General features: G+C 42.4%; 18 protein-coding genes and 5 tRNA genes. 16 read left to right on the top strand and 7 right to left on the bottom strand.

The window, feature by feature from the left end:
* Positions 1–67: 67 nt before the first annotated feature.
* From FTT77_RS12810 to FTT77_RS12800, 3 genes are read left to right on the top strand one after another with little or no spacing between them, the layout of a single operon-like run.
* On the top strand, positions 68–2,167 hold the full coding sequence (locus FTT77_RS12810; protein WP_180109420.1) for an FUSC family protein: 2,100 nt from the start codon (positions 68–70) through the stop codon (positions 2,165–2,167).
* A complete protein-coding gene (locus tag FTT77_RS12805) occupies positions 2,160–2,366 on the top strand; it encodes a DUF1656 domain-containing protein (RefSeq protein WP_078192571.1) in 207 nt (68 codons plus the stop codon). The genes FTT77_RS12810 and FTT77_RS12805 overlap by 8 nt, the downstream gene beginning before the upstream one ends.
* A 34-nt stretch (positions 2,367–2,400) precedes the next feature.
* Positions 2,401–3,405, top strand: a complete 1,005-nt coding sequence (locus tag FTT77_RS12800) for an HlyD family secretion protein (RefSeq protein WP_180109421.1) — start codon at positions 2,401–2,403, stop codon at positions 3,403–3,405.
* A gap of 105 nt (positions 3,406–3,510) precedes the next feature.
* On the opposite strand, the gene ruvX is transcribed toward FTT77_RS12800, so the two are convergent.
* Positions 3,511–3,954: a Holliday junction resolvase RuvX gene (ruvX, locus tag FTT77_RS12795; RefSeq protein ID WP_111884874.1), complete on the bottom strand. Its 444-nt coding sequence runs from the start codon at positions 3,952–3,954 to the stop codon at positions 3,511–3,513.
* Positions 3,947–4,501, bottom strand: a complete 555-nt coding sequence (locus tag FTT77_RS12790; RefSeq protein ID WP_111884875.1) for a YqgE/AlgH family protein — start codon at positions 4,499–4,501, stop codon at positions 3,947–3,949. The genes ruvX and FTT77_RS12790 overlap by 8 nt, the downstream gene beginning before the upstream one ends.
* Positions 4,502–4,809: 308 nt before the next feature.
* Between FTT77_RS12790 and FTT77_RS12785 the strand changes: the two genes are divergently transcribed.
* A complete protein-coding gene (locus FTT77_RS12785; RefSeq protein ID WP_180026535.1) occupies positions 4,810–5,535 on the top strand; it encodes a hypothetical protein in 726 nt (241 codons plus the stop codon).
* Positions 5,536–5,596: 61 nt separating this feature from the next.
* Here the strand turns inward: FTT77_RS12785 and recN are convergent, their stop codons facing one another.
* The gene (gene recN, locus FTT77_RS12780; RefSeq protein ID WP_180026536.1) at positions 5,597–7,258 is read right to left on the bottom strand and encodes a DNA repair protein RecN; all 1,662 of its coding nucleotides are present in this window, start codon (positions 7,256–7,258) and stop codon (positions 5,597–5,599) included.
* Between the two features lie 597 nt (positions 7,259–7,855).
* On the opposite strand from recN, the gene FTT77_RS12775 reads away from it, so the two are divergent.
* From FTT77_RS12775 to FTT77_RS12765, 3 genes are all read left to right on the top strand, one after another.
* Positions 7,856–8,179 (top strand): pyrimidine/purine nucleoside phosphorylase, encoded by a 324-nt coding sequence (locus FTT77_RS12775; protein ID WP_067763086.1) that lies wholly within the window; start codon positions 7,856–7,858, stop codon positions 8,177–8,179.
* A gap of 177 nt (positions 8,180–8,356) precedes the next feature.
* Entirely contained in the window at positions 8,357–9,115 is a 759-nt protein-coding gene (gene rlmB, locus FTT77_RS12770) for a 23S rRNA (guanosine(2251)-2'-O)-methyltransferase RlmB (RefSeq protein ID WP_180026537.1), read from the top strand.
* Between the two features lie 8 nt (positions 9,116–9,123).
* Complete coding sequence (locus FTT77_RS12765; protein WP_373685444.1) at positions 9,124–10,044, top strand: DMT family transporter; 921 nt, start codon at positions 9,124–9,126, stop codon at positions 10,042–10,044.
* 14 nt (positions 10,045–10,058) lie between these two features.
* On the opposite strand, the gene coaE is transcribed toward FTT77_RS12765, so the two are convergent.
* The 4 genes from coaE to pilB all read right to left on the bottom strand — a co-directional run bounded on the left by coaE (position 10,059) and on the right by pilB (position 14,526).
* On the bottom strand, positions 10,059–10,661 hold the full coding sequence (coaE, locus tag FTT77_RS12760) for a dephospho-CoA kinase (RefSeq protein WP_180026539.1): 603 nt from the start codon (positions 10,659–10,661) through the stop codon (positions 10,059–10,061).
* Between the two features lie 9 nt (positions 10,662–10,670).
* A complete protein-coding gene (locus FTT77_RS12755; RefSeq protein ID WP_180026549.1) occupies positions 10,671–11,489 on the bottom strand; it encodes an A24 family peptidase in 819 nt (272 codons plus the stop codon).
* 65 nt (positions 11,490–11,554) lie between these two features.
* On the bottom strand, positions 11,555–12,784 hold the full coding sequence (locus FTT77_RS12750; RefSeq protein WP_180026540.1) for a type II secretion system F family protein: 1,230 nt from the start codon (positions 12,782–12,784) through the stop codon (positions 11,555–11,557).
* 32 nt (positions 12,785–12,816) lie between these two features.
* On the bottom strand, positions 12,817–14,526 hold the full coding sequence (pilB, locus tag FTT77_RS12745) for a type IV-A pilus assembly ATPase PilB (RefSeq protein ID WP_180026541.1): 1,710 nt from the start codon (positions 14,524–14,526) through the stop codon (positions 12,817–12,819).
* Between the two features lie 275 nt (positions 14,527–14,801).
* Here pilB and tpiA point away from each other — a divergent pair, with 275 nt between their 5' ends.
* From tpiA to nusA, 9 genes are all read left to right on the top strand, one after another.
* Positions 14,802–15,593 carry a triose-phosphate isomerase gene (gene tpiA, locus FTT77_RS12740; RefSeq protein WP_180004673.1) on the top strand — a complete coding sequence of 264 codons (792 nt, stop codon included), beginning with the start codon at positions 14,802–14,804 and terminating at the stop codon, positions 15,591–15,593.
* A gap of 13 nt (positions 15,594–15,606) precedes the next feature.
* Entirely contained in the window at positions 15,607–15,936 is a 330-nt protein-coding gene (secG, locus tag FTT77_RS12735) for a preprotein translocase subunit SecG (RefSeq protein ID WP_078192560.1), read from the top strand.
* 52 nt (positions 15,937–15,988) lie between these two features.
* Positions 15,989–16,073 (top strand) — tRNA-Leu (locus FTT77_RS12730).
* A gap of 48 nt (positions 16,074–16,121) precedes the next feature.
* Positions 16,122–16,198 (top strand) — tRNA-Met (locus FTT77_RS12725).
* 73 nt (positions 16,199–16,271) lie between these two features.
* Positions 16,272–16,348 (top strand) — tRNA-Met (locus FTT77_RS12720).
* Between the two features lie 58 nt (positions 16,349–16,406).
* Positions 16,407–16,483: transfer RNA gene (locus FTT77_RS12715), tRNA-Met, on the top strand.
* A 90-nt stretch (positions 16,484–16,573) separates the two neighbouring features.
* A tRNA-Met gene (locus FTT77_RS12710) sits at positions 16,574–16,650 on the top strand.
* A 216-nt stretch (positions 16,651–16,866) separates the two neighbouring features.
* Positions 16,867–17,391 carry a ribosome maturation factor RimP gene (rimP, locus tag FTT77_RS12705; protein ID WP_078189416.1) on the top strand — a complete coding sequence of 175 codons (525 nt, stop codon included), beginning with the start codon at positions 16,867–16,869 and terminating at the stop codon, positions 17,389–17,391.
* A 35-nt stretch (positions 17,392–17,426) separates the two neighbouring features.
* The gene (nusA, locus tag FTT77_RS12700) at positions 17,427–18,911 is read left to right on the top strand and encodes a transcription termination factor NusA (protein ID WP_078192558.1); all 1,485 of its coding nucleotides are present in this window, start codon (positions 17,427–17,429) and stop codon (positions 18,909–18,911) included.
* Position 18,912: the final 1 nt, after the last annotated feature.

The raw sequence follows: 18,912 nt of genomic DNA, 5'->3' as shown, positions 1-18,912 counted from the left end.
GTCGAATGTTTAAGCATTCGATACGAGGCCGTTTTCACTAAAAAGAAGCAAACTGACGAGATCAATCATGCTGCTGACGAAACAAATACTCGCTTTTCGGCCCAATAAAATGGACTGGATTTTTGCGACCAAAACGTTCATCGCGGGCATGTTGGCATTGTATGTAGCCTTTGTACTGAATTTGGCTTATCCGATTTGGGCAATTGGCACCGTTTTCGTGATCGCGAATCCATATTCAGGCATGACGTCTTCAAAAAGTTTGTATCGTGTATTAGGGACGTTCTTAGGGGCGGCTGTGTCACTGGTGGCACTGCCACATCTCATCCACATGCCTGTACTGTTTACGGTGTTTTTAGCGGTTTGGGTTGGGTTTTGCTTGTATTTGTCACTGCTAGACCGTACGCCTCGTAGTTATGTTTCCATGTTGGCGGGTTATACCACGGTCATTATCTGTTTTAACGTGGTGTATTTTATTGATACCGCTTCGATCTTCGATATGGCCTTGGGGCGTTTTCTCGAAATTACGGTGGGTGTGGTATGTAGTGCCATCGTGACCACGACATTATTTCCAATGCATATTGGCCCTGCCGTCGAAACACGGGTGAGTAAAACCTTTGCCGATACCAAAGAAATTTTTGATCAGATTTTATTAGAGCCCGCCGAACTAGAAAATTATTCAAAAAACCTCGGCAATATTGCACGAGATATCGCGGATATACATGTCATGGCGGTGCATTTGTCTTATGAAAAATCTACCTTAAAAGGCATGACACGTCCATTGCAGGAAATCTTGCATCAGTTGAGTTTGTTGGTCAGTAACTTGGTGGCCATGTCTGAACGGATGAAACAATTAGATGGTCTGGACACACATTATCGGACGGCACTCAAGCAAGCCCATGAACATATTGCCGCGTTTTTATTAGATCAACATCAGATTGAGGAAAGTGAACTTAATCAATTGCCTGAACAGTTTGAGCAAGATTTTCAACACATTCATGCACAGGCATTGCCATCACAACAGGTGATTTTGGGCAGTCTAAAAATGGATATTCGCCATTTTATTCAGAATATTCGTGCGATTCGCTTGCTTTGGCAGCGGGTACAGCAAGGCGACTCCACTTTACCAGCTACACTGACCGCCTTGGGCAATAGTCATTATCCGACTTTGCACCGAGATGCGGGGGTTGCCATTCGTGGCGGGGTGTCTGCATGTTTGATTATTTTAATTTCTACGGGTTTTTGGATCGTTAGTGGTTGGAAAGCTGGATATATGATGGCCGAAATGGCTGCGATCAGTGCTTGTATTTTAACTGCAATGGATAACCCTGTTCCTGCATTGAAAAGGTTTATTCGCGCCAATATGTATGCGGCGTTCATGGTGTTCATCTACGCCTATGGCATTTTCCCGCATGTGACCGCCTTTTGGCAGTTGATCGTGGTGTTAGCACCGTTTGTGATGTTCTGTCTGATGCTATTTTTACATCCGCCTTTGATTGGGATCAGCTTGCCGCTTTTGATGGGCACCATCATGGGGCTGAATTTTCAAAACCGCTTTAGCCTCGATCAGGTGTTTTTCTTCGATGCATCGATTGGGACGGTTTTGGGACCCATTATCTCGGTATTTATTATTCATTTAGTACGTGCAATGTCACCAGATATGACGGCCCAACGCATACTTTCACAGCATTACAAGGCATTGCGTCAGGCTTTATATCTGCCGTACGGCTTACCGTTTCGGGTGCATTTACGCAGTATGTTGGACCGAATCGGCATCTTAAACAGCAAAATGGTGCAATCAGGAAATTTGAAACAACAGATCGAGTGGGCTTTGGTGGAAGCCAGTGCGGTGATTGATTTGACCCGCTTACAAGAACTGATGAATAAACTCGATCCGAATGATGCACTGGTCGGTGAACTCGAAGAGTTACAACAAGATTTAGATGACTATTTTCGGGCCATGGAACAAGGGCAAAAGAATGTGTATATGAGGTTGAAACAGCAAATTGTAGAGCGAATTCAACGATTGAATCAGGCCGTTCAGGGTATTGAAAACGACGATGTTATGCATCGAATTCAGTATTCACTGAACAATATTCAAAGCAGTTTGTGTCATGTTCTAACACAGCAGACTCCAAATCATTTACAGGTCGAGGCACAACATGGGTGAGCTAAATGTATATGGCGTCTATGTGCCCATTCTATTGATTCAAGCGGTATTGGCCTATCTGTTATTGCGGATCATCATGCGTTTGCTTGACCGATGGATGGCGCAAGATTGGGTGCCGATGCCCAATATTTTTTATTTGGGTGTATTTGTGATGTTGCTTTGGCTGGTGCATGAAATCTTTATTTTCTGCCAGTTCTAAGCCCCTAAAAAAATGAAATGATTGAGGTAATCGTATGACCAATTTGAATGTCCGAAAATATATTCGGCCTGTATTGCTAATAATTGTGCTATGTGGCGCATTACTTGCGCTGAAACATATTTGGGAATATTACAATTCGGAACCTTGGACGCGTGATGGACGGGTACGTGGTGACGTGATTCAAGTGTCATCGGATGTTTCAGGTTTGGTCACAGACGTTTTGGTTCAAGACAACCAACAAGTGAAAAAAGGCCAAGTGTTATTTCGTATAGATGTGGCACGTCAAGCCTTGGATGTTGAGCAAGCCAAATCTGACTTGGCGAAAGCCAAAGCAGGACTGGCAGGGGCTGAAGCACAGCTTGCTGAAGCCAAAGCCAATCTAGTGAAGTCACAAGCCAATATCAATCTTGCAGATAAAAATGCAAATCGTTATGCAAGTTTGATGGACGGTGCGATTTCAAAACAAGAACAAGATCAAATGTTTGCAGTGCGTGATCAATCACATGCAGAGCATGAGCAAACTCAGGCAGCGATTGAACAAGCCAAAGCCAGTGTGGTGCAGCAAAAAGCCCTAATTGAAGCAGCGAATAGCAGTTTGCATTTGGCTGAGTTGAATTTAAAACGTTCGGAAGTGGTTGCACCGACTGATGGAACATTGTCTAACTTTGAACTCAAAGCAGGGAATTACGTCAAAGTAGGACAAGCCGTAGCGGCCTTAATTGACCGTCAACAATTGTATGTTGTGGGATATTTTGAAGAAACCAAACTGGATAAAATCTATGTTGGCGCACCTGCAACAGTCCAACTGATGGGAAGTTCTGAAGTTTATAAAGGCCATGTACAAGGCGTTGCAACAGGGATTGAAGACCGTGAACGTACATCGACTGATAGTTTACTGGCCAATGTCAATCCAACGTTTAGTTGGGTTCGTTTGGCACAGCGTGTACCAGTGAAAATTGTACTGGATGAAGTGCCGCATGATCAGTTGGCTTTTGTCGCGGGTCGAACCACCACGATTCATATTGTGGATAAAAACTAAGTTATCCCCAATCATTTCATTTGCGCAGCATTGAGTGATCAATCTTGCGCATAAAAAAGCATCCTCTTTTGGATGCTTTTTTATTTGCCTGTTTGTTGAAAGCGCTTAAGGTTTTAGCCCGACTGGATTTCGATACCAACTTTCAATAAACAATGCTGCAGCAAGGCTGTCGGCAGAAAGATTCTTCGCACGGCCTTGGGCTTGATAATGATCTAATTCATCACGCGCTTCACGTGTCGTTAAGCGTTCATCGACCATCAAGGTTTCAATATTGGTTTGGTGGCGAAGGCGTCGTGCAAATTTACGCGCACGTGTGGAGAGTTCAGACTCGCTATCATCCATATTGAGCGGTAGACCCACGATGAACAAATCCGGCTGATACTGTTTCACAATCTTGAGTAGATTATCCCAATTGGGAATGCCATCTTTCATGGGAAAGAGTGGCAGGGGATTTGCACTTTCAATCAAGGCTTGTCCCACAGCTATTCCTGTTTTTTGTGTGCCAAAGTCAAAGGCCATAATCATTTGATATTGTGGTAAATCAGGCATGTCCAATCTCAGATGATAACCACGCGCGGTCTACGCCCATTTTTTTATAGGCAGCGTCCCAGCGGTCGTCATAAGGTAAGTTAAATATTAAATCCATGTCTGAGTCACAAATGAGCCAATCACCCCGAGCAATTTCTTCTTCTAATTGGCTTTTACCCCAACTGGCATAGCCTAGAGCCACCTGATAACGACCCACACCTTCATTGTGTGCAATCGCATCTAAAATATCTTTAGACGTGGTAATACAGACATTTTCACCTACAGCAATAGACGAATGCCATGTTGGTTGACCGGTATGAAGAACAAAACCTGCCTCTGGGCGCAAAGGTCCACCTTGCAACACTTCATGAGGATGCACATTATCTGCCTCAATTTCCAAATCATTCAAGAGTTCTTTGATCTGTAAACCTGATGGACGATTAATAATGATGCCTTGAGCGCCATCTTCATCATGTCGCGCTAAATAAATCACCGTATTGGCAAAGAATTCATCGTTCATTTCGGGTGGAGCAATCAGGCAGCGGTGTGTGAGGTATTGTTTAGTCACCTAATGGCTTCTCCTTATTGGGGTAAGTTTCATTCTTGGGGGGAATTGCATTCGAATAACGTTGTATTTATCAACATACTAGACTCATAAGTTTTCAACAATGAGTTTTTCTGCAAATTTAATATTTGTCATGCTCGACCAGTGAGGGACATGCTAAAAATCTTCATCGTGCAGGCGGGTCTGCAATGTGGTGAATTGTGAAGCGATGATTGGTGATTTGAACAACAGCAGTACAAAAGTGAGGAGAAGATATACGTGATGGATGACTGAGATTGCTTAAAATAGCAGGATAAACTGAGGGTAAAACAATGACACATTATTCAAAAATAATAGGGATGGCACTCTGTGCAAGCCTACCTATTTCAGGCTTTGCAGGAAGCGCTGACTTACAAAAACATGAATCTCAGGTGATTAAAAAATATAAAAACTTAAATTTTTATGAGGTCAATGAAGCGATAGAACGTGAAATTGTGGATGTCATTGCGGCAGATCCGAGCGGTTTTCACTACGGATTTACGCAACTCGAAAAGCAAGGTTTTGTTCATGTGCAATATTCACCAGATAAAAAACTTAAATTTTATAGTTTTGATGTGTCTGGTGGAGGCACCATGGGGGAGTGGAGCAGCTATGTGCAATATGCAACGGGAAAAACGCAACATTTAGATCAATTTGACTCAGGCTATATCAATCAAATTTTGCCGGTCAACATCCAAAATAAAACCGTATATTTGGTGAAGAGTTATTATAAAGGTGATAATTGCAGTGGACTACATCATCTAAGAGCTGTTGAAGTTGGACCAAAACAGTTACTTAAATCTTATGTATTTCAAACTAAGCAAAAGAAACTAGATCAAATCTCGGTAGATTATGACTGCCATTATGAAACCGATCGTCGTAGCGGTAATGAATATCTCAAAATCAGTCCGAAACACGTGGATGTTATGTTACTCAATCAACAACATCAGCCGCAGTATAAATATTTACGCTATAGCTTAGGCTCGAAAGCCTTTGTGTATCAGGGGATTGTCAAATAGTGTATTTAAGAAAAAAGCCTGTGTACTTTGAATACACAGGCTTTTTTGAAAGCATCAAAAATTAACTATGTTGAAATTTTAATTGTCGCAACTGTTTTGCGTGTTGTAAGGTCGTTTGACTAATCTCCACACCACCAGTCATTCGAGCCAGCTCTTGGATCCGATCATCTTCTTCTAATTCGATAATGGTACTGCTTGCAGGATCCGTTTGACGTTTTTTCACCAGGAGATGTTGGTCAGATTGAGCAGCGACTTGGGCTTGGTGAGTAATACATAAAATTTGAACATGCTGTGCCAAATCAGCCAACAAACGTCCGACAATTTCTGCTGTTCCGCCACTGATCCCGACATCAATTTCATCAAAGACTAACACTTCGGATTCGGTTTTTTCAGCATTCATCACTTGCATGACTAATGCAATACGTGACAATTCACCCCCCGATGCCACGCGTGCTAAAGGCTGAGCAGGAATCCCTTTGTTTGCGGTGAACAGAAGTTGAATAAAGCTTAAACCTTCACTTGAAGCTTGTTCTAGAGGCTCAAATTTAAATTCAAAATGAGCCTCTGGGAGCGCGAGCTGCTTCACTTGTTCAGTCAACTGCTTCGCCAATGGGGTAGACGCTTCACGACGAATATCATCCAAATGCTGTGCTTTGACTAAAAAGTCTTGATGAGACACTTCTACTTGTTCAGCTAAGGTTTCAGGATCTTCAAGTTGATGTAATTGTTCTAGCTCAAGTTGCCACGCATCATAATCATTTTTTAAGTCTTCAGGCTGAGTACGATATTTACGCGCTAAGCGATGAAAAACTTCGAGTTTAGTGTTTAATTCGTCCATACGTTCAGGATCGAAACTTTGACGATCAATAAACTGACGTAAATTTGCTGTCGCATCTTCAATTTCACTTTGAGCGTTCAGCAGCGATGTATAAATTTCAGAAAGTTGTTCACTACGTCCTGCATGCGATTCAATCCGACGAATGATCGCGCCCATTTCTTGATTGATATTTTGCTCGGCGTCATCGAGGGCATTTAGACCATAGCTACAATCCTGCATGATATGTTCATGATGACTGAGACGGTCAAATTCTTGCTCAATTTCCTTGTAGTCCGTTTGCACAACGTCTTCAAGTTCTTCTAGTTGAAGTTCAAGCGTTTCTATCCGTTGCTTACGTGTGGCTTGCGCATCAAGTGCCGCTTGGTGCTGACGAATGTCCTTTTGCCATTTGCTATAGGCATCACGCACGGCTTGAGCAGGCTGATAAAAATTGTAATATCGATCTAGCCAATGTTTTGGGTAGGGCGGTTCTAAGAGCTGTTGTTGGCTGTGTTGACTATAGAGTTGTACCAATAAGCGGCCAATTTCTTTTAATTCGGATAAGCTGCTCGGACGTCCATTAATCCATGCTTTGCTGCGACCTGTTGCAAAAATCACGCGACGTAAATGGATTTCGCCTGACTCATCATCTAGTTCGTGTTCTTTGAGCCAAAGCGCTTCAGGGCTGTGCTCTTGATAGCTAAAGGTCGCTGTCACATCGGCTTTGTCTGATCCATAGCGCACATAGTTGGTGTCTGTACGTTCACCTAAGCAAGCTGATAATGCGTCTAGAAGTAAAGATTTACCTGCACCCGTTTCACCCGTCAGGACATTAAAGCCTTGTTCAATGTCGATGGCTAAATGGTCGGCTAATGCAAAATTGATCAGAGTTAAATGTGTCAGCATAAACGCATCCGAGCTGCGAAAAGTTCTAGTTAAAGATAATTAAGTTTTGTTTTAGTCACAAGACAAGTTTTATTTTAAGATGACGAAAAACCTCATAATTCTATCTTAAATTCAGTTTAACAAGAAATTAGTTTCTTATCCGCTGTATCCATGCAGTGTTGTGATGCAAAGAGTAGATGATCTTGCATAACGTGAGCTGAAACCATCCAACATCCTGCCAAGTCCTCACAAAACACGTTTGTGTATGTATTCTTGTATTTAATCTAGCGTGTTATTGCCATAAAACGTCATGATTTGGTCATTCAAATCCACCAATATGATTCATCACGCTGCTATTTTTTTGAAATGAGTTTGCAGCGTTTCGATCAACCCTAACTAGGACTTTAGTGGATGAAACAAAAAAGTATTTTGTACAACAGCACAGCTTGTTTTAGACTCTAAATGTTGAGGTGGTGGGATGAAATTGGGGCACATCCGGTACTCAGATTTTTGTAATTATCTATCGCACAGTTTTCAACACAGATTGATTAGTTTTTGCAGCACAATTAAACTACATCGATCAAAATATTATAAATATGCTTTATCTGGAGAAAACGCATGTCAGCACAGTTTGATCATGTATCGGTAATCAAAAAATCAAATGTTTATTTTGGCGGTCTATGCATCAGCCATACTGTGCAATTTGAAGATGGAACAAAGAAAACACTGGGTGTGTTGCTTCCAACTGAACAAGCGCTGACTTTTGAAACCCATGTACCTGAACGTATGGAAATTATTTCAGGTGAATGTCGTGTTCAAATTGCAGATAGCGAAGAAAGCGAATTATTCCGTGCGGGTCAATCATTCTACGTGCCAGGTAATAGCCGATTTAAAATTGAAACAGACGAAGTGTTGGATTATGTGTGCCACTTAGAAGGCTAACGATTCAATCAATTTAGGCACAGTTTTTTAACCTCAAATCGGTTAAACTATGTGTCATAGCATAAATCCTGTAAAGCTTGCTTTGCAGGATTTTTCTTTTTGGCAGCCTATGCTGTGCTCTAGGGGTGTCATACCCTGTTCAAAAGTTTATCGAAGTTTGCAATTTAGAGGTCGTTCATGGCGAAACCGGAATATTATTATGGCGTTCATTCAGTGGAGTCATTACTGGAACTTGAGCCAGAACGCGTTTTAACTTTATTTGCGTTAAAAGGACGTGATGATCAGCGTTTAAAACGTATTTTTGAGCTTGCAGAACCGTTTGGTGTCAGCATTCAAAAAGCTAGCCGTGATAGTTTGGAAAAACTTGCGGGACAACCGTTTCATCAAGGTGTGGTTGCTGCTGTACGTCCACATCCAGTTTTGAACGAAAAAGATTTAGAGGCTTTATTACAAGCCAATCCAAATGCGTTGCTATTGGCATTAGATCATATTACAGATCCACATAACCTTGGTGCATGCATTCGTACAGCGGCAGCCATGGGTGTTGAAGCTGTGATTGCACCGCGTGATCGTTCAGCGACGCTTACCCCAACAGCCCGTAAAGTTGCTGCAGGTGGTGCTGAAAAAGTGAAGTTTATTCAGGTGACGAACTTGGCACGTACCTTGGCTCAAATCAAAGAAGACTTTAATGTACGTGTGGTCGGCACTATGCTAGATGAAAAAGCATTGCCGATTCAAAATTTTGACTTCACAGGTACGGGTGTATGTGTGGTGATGGGCGCTGAAGATACAGGTTTACGTCCTATTACGCAGGCGCAATGTGATCAAACTGTTTACATTCCAATGGCTGGTAATTTGCAAAGCTTAAATGTCAGTGTCGCGACAGGTATGGCATTGTATGAAGCATGTCGTCAACGTAATAATAAATTGAAATAGCAGTGATGATGTCTCCTCAAAAGCAAGGTTATTTATATGTGTTCATTACCATGTGTATTTGGGGTGGATTTACCTTAACGGCGCGTTTAAGCGCCAATTGGGGAATCAGTGCTTGGGATATCACGGCGCTCAGGTTTGCTTTGGCATTTTGCATCTTAATGCCAATTTTGATTTATAAAAAAGATACGGCTTTTTTATGGAAAAAAGAGCCTTTTATCCTTGCTATGCTCGGTGGGGTGACCTATTGTTTAACGGCCTATAGCGCATTTCATTATGCTCCTGCGGCCCATGCTGCAATTTTCCTCAATGGTTGTATTCCTTTATGTACAGCCATAGCCGCGTTTTTGATCTTCAAGCAGCCGCTCGATAAGCATACCTGGATCAGTGTGGTCATTATGGTTTCGGCCATTAGCTTAATGAGCTATTTGATGTATGTGGAAACCGGTGTAGCATTTGGTCTCGGTGATTTGCTATTTTTTATCAGTGCCATTTGGTGGGGGATATTTACGGTATTGCTTAAGCAATGGAAGCTCTCTGCTTGGCATGCCATGGCGGGGGTTGCGATTTGGTCTGCTGTGATATTTGTGCCAATTTACTTACTATTTTTCCCAAAGCATTGGTCCGATCCTGAGCCGCTGCAGCTCGTTGGGCAAGTCTTCTTTCACGGTGTTTTTGTGGTGATTATTGCGACTTTAACGTATGTAGAGGCGATCAAGCGCTTAGGTGCATTTAAAGCCGGAAGCATCGTAACTTTGGCACCTTTTATTGCTGCGATTTTAGCGGTGCCGTTGCTAAATGAACCTTTAAGTTTTGCAATCGTGTGCGGATTAGTCGGGATGGGGATTGGAGCGATTCAACCGTGGAAATGGTTGGGGCGAAAGGACAGTCTAGAGCAGCAACTCGAACAACAAAAAAAGCAGTCTGAGTAAGACTGCTTTTTTATTTAGCTTTTTTCAGCGTGCGCTAAGTACTTGAGATGCAAGGGTCGAAGCTGCGCATATAGATGATCTAAATGACCATCATTCAGCACGATATCATCGGCGATTTTTTGCTTTTCCTGACGTGACATTTGAACTTGAATAATTTTTTGGATTTGCTCGATATTTTGACCATCGCGCTGTGATGCACGCTGAATTTGCAATTGTTCTGTGGCATCAATCAGCAAGGTGTGATTGGTCAATTCATGTTGATTGGTTTCAAATAATAGTGGTGAAACCAAGATGACATAGGGGCTAGTGACTTCGTTTAATTGTTGGATAATGGACTGGCGTATTGCAGGATGGGTAATGGCTTCAAGTGCTTGACGTGCTGTAGGATCTTTAAAGATATGCTTGCGTAATGCACGCCGATTTAACTCACCATTTGCAAGTAAAACCCAATCACCAAATTGTTGCTGAATTTGATTCAGTGCGGGTTGCCCCGGTTCGACAACTTCCCGTGCAACGATATCAGCATCGACGACTTGAATGCCTTGGAGTTCAAACCAATTGCTTGCAGCTGATTTACCGCTACCAATACCACCTGTTAAACCCAAGACAAATGTCATACAACGACCTTATTGACCCAAATAAATTTTCATAATTTGATCACCCCATAAAAAGGCGATCCATCCGGCGATGGCAATATAGGGACCAAATGCAAAAGGTTGGTTATCTTTACGAACTTTGAGCAAAATAATGCCAATGATTGCACCCACTAGTGAAGAGAGTAATACAATCAGTGGAAGCAGGAAAGGGCCCATCCATGCACCCAAGGCAGCTAAAAGCTTAAAGTCACCATAGCCCATGCCTTCTTTGCCAGTGATAATTTTAAATAAATAGTAAACGATCCATAGGCATAAGAAGCCGATGATATATCCCCAAATGGCTGAGGTTGCAGAGGTATAAATGGCAGTGCTATTCACGCCAAGTCCGAGTGCAGCCAAAGGAAGGGTATAACGGTCAGGTAAAAGTTGGGTGTCAAAGTCAATAAATGTTAAGGCAATCAAGACATAAGTCAGCACCAAACCAAACAGCATCTGGATGGTTGGACCAAAAACTGCAACAACAATCAGCGCACAGACCATGGTGAGTAGCTCGATCAGTGGATAACGGCTACTGATCGGGTTTTGGCAACTTCCACATTTTCCACGTAACACAATCCAACTGATGACAGGAATGTTTTGATACCAACGAATGGGCGTTTTACATTTTGGACAGGTTGAAGCAGGGGTACTCAGGGTAATCTTGGTTTCATCAATAATCGGTTGGTCTGGATGCAAAAATAGTTGGCAATCTGTGCGCCATTCTTGTTCCATCATCTTCGGCGTGCGGTAAATCACCACATTCAAAAAACTACCGATGCAAAGACTAAAAATCCCAACTGCGATATACATCGCAGTTGGGTTGTTGATTAAGTAGCTAAAATAATCAGTAAACAAAATATTTCCTTTTCTTGGTTTTAACCAACCACTGAACCCATTTGGAAGATTGGAAGGTACATTGCAATCACAAGACCACCAACGAGGACACCCAGTACCGCCATAATTAAGGGTTCCATCATCGAGGTTAAGCCATCTACGGCATTATCTACTTCATTCTCATAATGTGTCGCCACTTTATCTAGCATGGCATCTAAAGCACCAGACTCTTCACCAATAGCGACCATTTGGACTGCCATAGGTGGAAATTTATCGGTGACACGCATGGCGAATTGCAATTGCTGGCCGGTCGCCACATCTTCACGAATTTTTAACACAGCTGTTTCATATACCACGTTGTTGGTTGCACCTGCAGTTGATTCAAGCGCATCAATTAAGGGTACACCGGCTGCAAATGTGGTTGCCAAGGTACGGCTGTAGCGGGCAATAATTGCTTTATAAACCAAATCACCAAAAATCGGTGCTTTCAGTGCAGCTTTGTCCAAGAAGTCACGGAAAGCCTTGCTACGTTTTTTCGCTTCCATGAAACCAGCAATCACAGCTCCAATTCCAATGATGAGGAAGAACCAATATTTTTGCATCCATTCCGACATGTTGACCACCATTTTGGTAAAGGCAGGTAAGTCTGCACCAAATGATGAAAACAAGTCTTGGAATACGGGAACCACTTTTACCATCAAAATAATCGTCACAATAACAGCGACAACGATGACCGCTGCTGGGTATTTCATGGCTTTTTTGATTTTTTGCTTAAGCAATTCACTTTTTTCTTTGTAAATGGCAACACGGTCTAGCATGGTTTCCAATGCACCCGACTGTTCACCTGATTCAACCAAGGAGCAAAATAGGTTATCGAAATACTGCGGATATTTGCGCAGCGCACCAGCAAAGGTATTACCGCCTTCAACTTCACCTTTGATCCCCAAGACCACTTCACGCATGGCTGGGTTTTCTAGGCCTTCCGCCACGATTTCAAAACCCTGAACGAGCGGTACACCGGCTTTCATCATGGTTGCAAGTTGGCGCGTGAATACCGTGATATCCAAAGTGGATACTTTCTTTTTCATCAAGCCTTCGAGAATATTTTTGCGTTTTTCTCGAATGGTTTTAATGGTGATGCCTTGCTTACGTAAAGTGACTTTGGCTAAAGCCATATTACGCGAAGGCATTTCCCCTTTGATTTTCGCCCCTTTGCGATCCACGCCTTCATAACTGAAGGTTGGCATCATCTGCGCTTTTTTTACAGCCATGAATTTATCCTTATTTTTAAATACTAATTCACTTACTCACTGGTCACACGATTGACTTCTTGAAGTGAAGTCACCCCCTGCATGACCTTAATTAAGCCTGAACGGCGTAAATTGTTAAAACCTGCTTGATTTGAAGCTTCGGCAATTTGTAAGGCATTGCCATCTTCCATAATAATTCTTGAAATTTCAGGTGTCACTTTCATGACTTCATATATACCGACACGACCTTTATAGCCTTCGCGGCATTCGGAACAACCGACAGGTTGGTATATTTGAAATTCTGGTGTATTTAAATCGTCTTCAGTAAAACCAAGTTCCAGTAGACTTTGTTTTGGTACCTCTACTGTTTCTTTACATTGTGAACATAGGCGACGCGCAAGTCGCTGCGCAATGACAAGGTTCACGGATGTCGCAATGTTAAATGAGGGCACGCCCATATTGCGTAAGCGTGTCAATGTTTCAGGTGCACTATTGGTATGTAGTGTAGACATCACCATATGACCCGTTTGAGCTGCTTTAATGGCAATTTCAGCCGTTTCTAAATCTCGAATCTCACCGACCATCACAATATCAGGGTCTTGACGTAAGAATGACTTCAATGCTGCAGAGAAGGTGAGGCCGACTTTATTATTTACGTTGACCTGATTGATCCCTTCTAAGTTAATTTCCACAGGATCTTCGGCCGTTGAAATGTTGGTATCTTCACGGTTGAGAATGTTTAGACCTGTATATAAAGATACGGTTTTACCGGAACCCGTTGGACCGGTAATGAGCAACATGCCTTGCGGTTTTTCTAAAGCCTGCATGAACAGTTCTTTTTGATCCGGTTCATAACCCAACGCATCAATCCCTAACATCGCACTAGAAGGGTCAAGGATACGTAGAACAAGTTTTTCACCAAACAAGGTCGGTAAGGAGTTCACACGGAAGTCGATGGCTTTGTTCTTTGACAGCTTTAACTTAATACGACCGTCTTGAGGTATACGTTTTTCAGAGATGTCCATTTGTGACATGACTTTTAAACGCGAAGCAAGTCGAGTAGCGAGCTGCAAGGGCGGATTGGTAATTGTTCTTAATACGCCATCGACACGGTAGCGGACGCGGTAAGACTTTTCATAGGGTTCGAAATGTAAGTCGGATGCACCCATGCGAATGGCGTCGACTAGTAGTTTATTGATGTACTTAACAATCGGTGCTTCATCACCCGTTGCTTCATCTTCATCTTCTTGAGATGGATCGGGTGTTTCACTATCTAAATCAAGATCAAAGTCATCATCAAAGTCAAAAGTACTTTCTTCAGCGAAGTTCTGTTCAATTAACTTTTCAAGTTTGTCATGTTCAACAATAATGGTTTCGGTATTCAGCTTACTACCAAATCGGATAGCATCTACAGCTTCAATATTGGTGGGATTACTGATCGCAACGAATAACAAATTGCCATGTTTAAAAATGGGCAAAATACGATGCTTGGTAATTAACTTATCTTCAAACTCATCACGAATGATTAAAGACGTGTCATAAGTTGAAATATCAAAAACCGGTTCACCGAACTCTATCGAGATGGTTTCTGCAATCAGGCGTGCTGAAAGTTGATATTCCTGAATCAAATGCGGCACGATATCTTGATGAGCCTTTTTTGAATTTTGCAGCGCTGTTTGCATTTTTTCGGCAGACAGATGCCCTTCGTCAACTAAGCGACGAATAAACCCCGTAAATCTTGAAGAACCTTGAACTGCTGTCATGCTTTTACTTGCCTATGCTTCAGTCTGTTTATAATTGGTATAGCAAAATTATACTTTTGTTGCACAAAAATACCATATCTTAAAGTGTTGTCACTAGCTAAGAATTGGTAAAAAGCATGAACCAGTCCTTAAATCTGCTTAATTTTTTTACAGAAAAGTGAAGATCTTGGAATGACTAGAGTCATTCGAACACGCAAATGTGTTGAAATTTATCTTCAAAATTATGAATTACGTGTAGAATGTGCCCGATTTCATCTTTGTCATGTGGGATAAATATGTCGGGTTCGACGATTACGCCTTGGGTAGTGGGTAACTGGAAAATGAACCCATTGCAAGCCGATGCTGGCGCACTTCTTAAGAATTTTAAGCAATTATTAGATGAACAAAATATTGCTGAAGCGGCATGCCATATTGGGGTTGCACCAACAGCTATTGCTCTGACCACGGTGCAAAATGAATTAGCACAGGCTAGCCGTCATATTATGACTGTTGCACAAGATGTTTCTCGCGTCGCAGGTACAGGTGCATATACGGGTGAGCTCAGTGCTGAGCTATTAAAAGATTATGGTGTTGAATTTGTACTGATTGGTCATTCAGAACGCCGTGAAATTTTTGCTGATCAACCGCATATCATTAATGAAAAAGTAAAAAATGCATTAAACGCGGGTTTAACTGTGATTTATTGCGTGGGTGAAAGCTTAGAACAACGTGAAAGCGGCCAAGCAGAACAAGTTGTGTTACAACAAATATGTGATATTGCTGCTGTCGTACAAGCAGAGCAGTGGAAACAAATTGTGGTGGCTTATGAGCCAATTTGGGCCATTGGCACAGGGAAAACAGCGTCACCTGAAGATGCACAAGCGATGCATGCTAAAATTCGTGAAGGTTTAAGCCAAATCACCCCAATGGGACTTCATACTGCAATTCTTTATGGTGGTAGTGTAAAACCTGAAAATGCAGTAGAGTTGGCAGCCTGTCCAGATATCAATGGTGCGCTCGTCGGTGGTGCATCATTAAATGCAGAGTCGTTTTATAAAATTGCTCAAGCATTTGCAAATACAAAATAATTAGGAGTTCAGCATGCATACGTTTGTGCTGGTGGTACATATTATCTTAGCGATTTTAATGATCGTGCTGATTTTAGTTCAGCATGGTAAAGGCGCAGATGCGGGTGCATCTTTTGGTGGCGGCGGTGCTGCAACTGTATTTGGTGCATCTGGTTCGGGTAACTTTATGACCCGTTTGACTGCAATTTTAACGGCTTTGTTCTTTGTTACGAGCTTGACACTTGCTGTGTTTGCAAAGAAACAAACGACAGATGCTTATAGTCTGAATGCGATTTCTTCAGTACCGACTGCGCCAGCAAAATCGGCTGAAACTTCGCCAACTGCACCAAAAAGCGCTGAATAATTTATTTAGCGCTTTCTTTTTTGACGTGTTGCGACTAGAATGCGTCACAGCTGCGGTGGTGGTGGAATTGGTAGACACGCTACCTTGAGGTGGTAGTGCTTTCGGGCGTGGGGGTTCAAGTCCCCCCTTCCGCACCAACTTATAATCCAGAACATAAGTTGGTGTATGCAGCAAAACTCTGTTGATGCGGGATGGAGCAGTCTGGTAGCTCGTCGGGCTCATAACCCGAAGGTCGTTGGTTCAAATCCAGCTCCCGCTACCAATCAATTCTATTTTTAAGATGCAAACTTTTAAATGGACAGCTTTTAAAGCTGAGAGAACTATTTGCATATTGATGCGGGGTGGAGCAGTCTGGTAGCTCGTCGGGCTCATAACCCGAAGGTCGTTGGTTCAAATCCAGCCCCCGCTACCAATCTTATATAGCGCACAATCTATATAAGCAGTTTGTCTGAAAGTCATTGTGATGTTGATGCGGGATGGAGCAGTCTGGTAGCTCGTCGGGCTCATAACCCGAAGGTCGTTGGTTCAAATCCAGCTCCCGCTACCAATCCTCTGAGATGCAACTCAGTAGGGCAATTCTTCAGGTTGTTTTAGATTGAAAATGGCCAAGAAATTGTATATAATTTTTGCATGTTGATGCGGGATGGAGCAGTCTGGTAGCTCGTCGGGCTCATAACCCGAAGGTCGTTGGTTCAAATCCAGCTCCCGCTACCAAGTTTCTAAAAGAGGCTCACAACTAGGTGGGCCTTTTTGCACAGTGGACTATGGTTTTCTGTGTAATAATGGGGCGATTTACGCCCTTTTTTATTGGCTATCGTGTAGTGTCGACAGTATTTTGGTCAAACCGTCATGTTTCACTACTACTATAGTTTTGCATTGGTCTGTAGTGGTCATTTCGACCATCGAATCGCACAAATTTGACGAGAGTAAATGAAGCTATCAAATAAAACTCAAGCACTTCAGGACTTAATTGCCCCAGCGGTGCAAGCATGTGATGTAGAACTTTGGGGGATTGATTTCCAACCTCAAGGTAAGCGTTCACTGTTACGTATTTATATCGACCGTGAAGTTGATGAAAATGCAGAACCTGTCATCAATGAAGATGGCGAAGTTGAGCAAGGCCGTGGTATCGGCGTGCAGGACTGTGTTCGTGTCACTCAGCAAGTGGGTGCGATGTTGGATGTACATGATCCAATTTCAGGCGAATATGCATTGGAAGTGTCATCTCCAGGTTGGGATCGTCAGTTCTTTAAATTGGAACAAATGACGGCATACATTGGTCAGCAAGTCGCTTTGCGTTTGATCAGTGCTGTGGATAATCGTCGTAAATTCCAAGCCAAACTTGTAAGCGTAGACCTTGAAAGTGAAATGATTCAGGTTGAAGTTGAAAAGCAACAAGTATTGGATATTGACAGCCACAATATTGATAAAGCAAATCTGGTTTTCCAAGATTAATTTAATAAATAAGAATCTGAACGAATAGGTGACTTATGGCTCGTGAAATTCTTACCGTAGTAGAAACGGTTAGTAACGAAAAAGGTGTAAGTCGTGATGCAATTTTTGAAGCGCTTGAACAAGCTTTAGTTGCAGCGACTAAGAAGAAATTCTACGAGGGAACTCACTCGGAAGAAGCTCGTCTACGTGTAGAAATCGACCGTCGTACTGGTGATTACCGTACTTTCCGTCAATGGGAAGTGGTTGCCGACGAAGATCACGAAATGCCAGCATGCCAAGATGCGATCTCTGATGTAGATCCTGCAAAATGGGCAATTGGGGATATCCGTGAACTTGAAGTTGAATCGATTGATTTCGGTCGTATTGCGGCACAAATTGCGAAACAAGTGATTGTTCAAAAAATTCGTGAAGCAGAGCGAGCGCTAATTGCAGATGCTTACGAATCTAAAGTTGGTGAACTCATCTACGGTGAAGTGAAAAAACAAACCAAAGATGGCTTTATCATTGATTTAGGTGACAATGCAGAAGCATATCTTGCGCGTGAAGAAATGATCGCTAAAGAAATTCTACGTCCTAAACAACGTGTAAACGCGATTTTGTTTAACGTAAACCGTGAAGGCCGTGGTGCTCAGTTATTACTTTCTCGTTCTAAACCAGAAATGCTTATTGCATTGATGAAGAAAGAAATTCCTGAAATTGCTGAAGAAATCATTGAGATTAAGGCTGCTGCACGCCAACCTGGCGTTCGTGCTAAAATCGCTGTGAAAACAAACGATCACCGTATTGATCCTGTAGGTGCATGTATTGGTATGCGTGGTACACGTATCCAAGCAGTTCAATCAGAGTTAAATGGTGAGCGTATTGATGTAGTCGTTTGGTCTGATGACGCTGCACAATACATTGCAAGTGCTCTAGAGCCTGCTGATGTATCAGGTATCGTGATTGATGAAGAAGAACGTACTGCAGATATTATTTTTGCAACGAGTGATCAGTTAGCACGTGCAATTGGCTCTCAAGGTCAAAACGTACGCTTAGCATCTGAATTGACTGGTTACAAGCTCAATATGATGCTTGAAGAAGAATATCACGCACGCCAACAAAACGAAGCGCAACAATATTTAGATATGTTTGTTACACGTCTAGATATTGATGAAGACTTAGCGATGGCGTTAGTTGAAATGGGTTTCACATCATTAGAAGAAATCGCGTATGTTCCTGCGGAAACATTCGATGAGATCGAACTTGATGCTGAAACTGTTGAAATGCTACAAGGTCGTGCAAAAGAAATTGCATTGGCTGATGCATTGAAGCAACAAGAAAACATCCAAGAGCCAAGCGAAGAGCTTGCTGCAATGGAAGGCGTGACTAAAGAAATCGCATATGCGCTTGCCGCTCGCGGTGTGGTAACTGTAGATGATCTTGCAGATCAAGCCACTGACGATATCTCTGATATCGAAGGTTTAGGTGCTGAAAAAGCAGGTCAACTTATTATGAAAGCGCGCGAATCATGGTTTAACTAGG

The organism is Acinetobacter sp. YH01010 (assembly GCF_013420775.1).
Classification (GTDB): Bacteria; Pseudomonadota; Gammaproteobacteria; order Pseudomonadales; family Moraxellaceae; genus Acinetobacter; species Acinetobacter amyesii.
This window is presented reverse-complemented; position numbering and strand designations above follow the sequence as displayed.

Bases quoted from the DNA above. Each gene is read 5' to 3' on its own strand.
- recN (WP_180026536.1), bottom strand. From the start codon at position 7,258: ATGCTGACACATTTAACTCTGATCAATTTTGCATTAGCCGACCATTTA.
- nusA (WP_078192558.1), top strand. From the start codon at position 17,427: ATGGCTCGTGAAATTCTTACCGTAGTAGAAACGGTTAGTAACGAAAAA.
- secG (WP_078192560.1), top strand. From the start codon at position 15,607: ATGCATACGTTTGTGCTGGTGGTACATATTATCTTAGCGATTTTAATG.
- FTT77_RS12810 (WP_180109420.1), top strand. From the start codon at position 68: ATGCTGCTGACGAAACAAATACTCGCTTTTCGGCCCAATAAAATGGAC.
- pilB (WP_180026541.1), bottom strand. From the start codon at position 14,526: ATGACAGCAGTTCAAGGTTCTTCAAGATTTACGGGGTTTATTCGTCGC.
- FTT77_RS12755 (WP_180026549.1), bottom strand. From the start codon at position 11,489: ATGTATATCGCAGTTGGGATTTTTAGTCTTTGCATCGGTAGTTTTTTG.
- FTT77_RS12800 (WP_180109421.1), top strand. From the start codon at position 2,401: ATGACCAATTTGAATGTCCGAAAATATATTCGGCCTGTATTGCTAATA.
- FTT77_RS12805 (WP_078192571.1), top strand. From the start codon at position 2,160: ATGGGTGAGCTAAATGTATATGGCGTCTATGTGCCCATTCTATTGATT.
- ruvX (WP_111884874.1), bottom strand. From the start codon at position 3,954: ATGCCTGATTTACCACAATATCAAATGATTATGGCCTTTGACTTTGGC.
- FTT77_RS12785 (WP_180026535.1), top strand. From the start codon at position 4,810: ATGACACATTATTCAAAAATAATAGGGATGGCACTCTGTGCAAGCCTA.
- coaE (WP_180026539.1), bottom strand. From the start codon at position 10,661: ATGACATTTGTCTTGGGTTTAACAGGTGGTATTGGTAGCGGTAAATCA.
- FTT77_RS12775 (WP_067763086.1), top strand. From the start codon at position 7,856: ATGTCAGCACAGTTTGATCATGTATCGGTAATCAAAAAATCAAATGTT.
- tpiA (WP_180004673.1), top strand. From the start codon at position 14,802: ATGTCGGGTTCGACGATTACGCCTTGGGTAGTGGGTAACTGGAAAATG.
- rimP (WP_078189416.1), top strand. From the start codon at position 16,867: ATGAAGCTATCAAATAAAACTCAAGCACTTCAGGACTTAATTGCCCCA.
- FTT77_RS12750 (WP_180026540.1), bottom strand. From the start codon at position 12,784: ATGGCTGTAAAAAAAGCGCAGATGATGCCAACCTTCAGTTATGAAGGC.
- rlmB (WP_180026537.1), top strand. From the start codon at position 8,357: ATGGCGAAACCGGAATATTATTATGGCGTTCATTCAGTGGAGTCATTA.
- FTT77_RS12765 (WP_373685444.1), top strand. From the start codon at position 9,124: ATGTCTCCTCAAAAGCAAGGTTATTTATATGTGTTCATTACCATGTGT.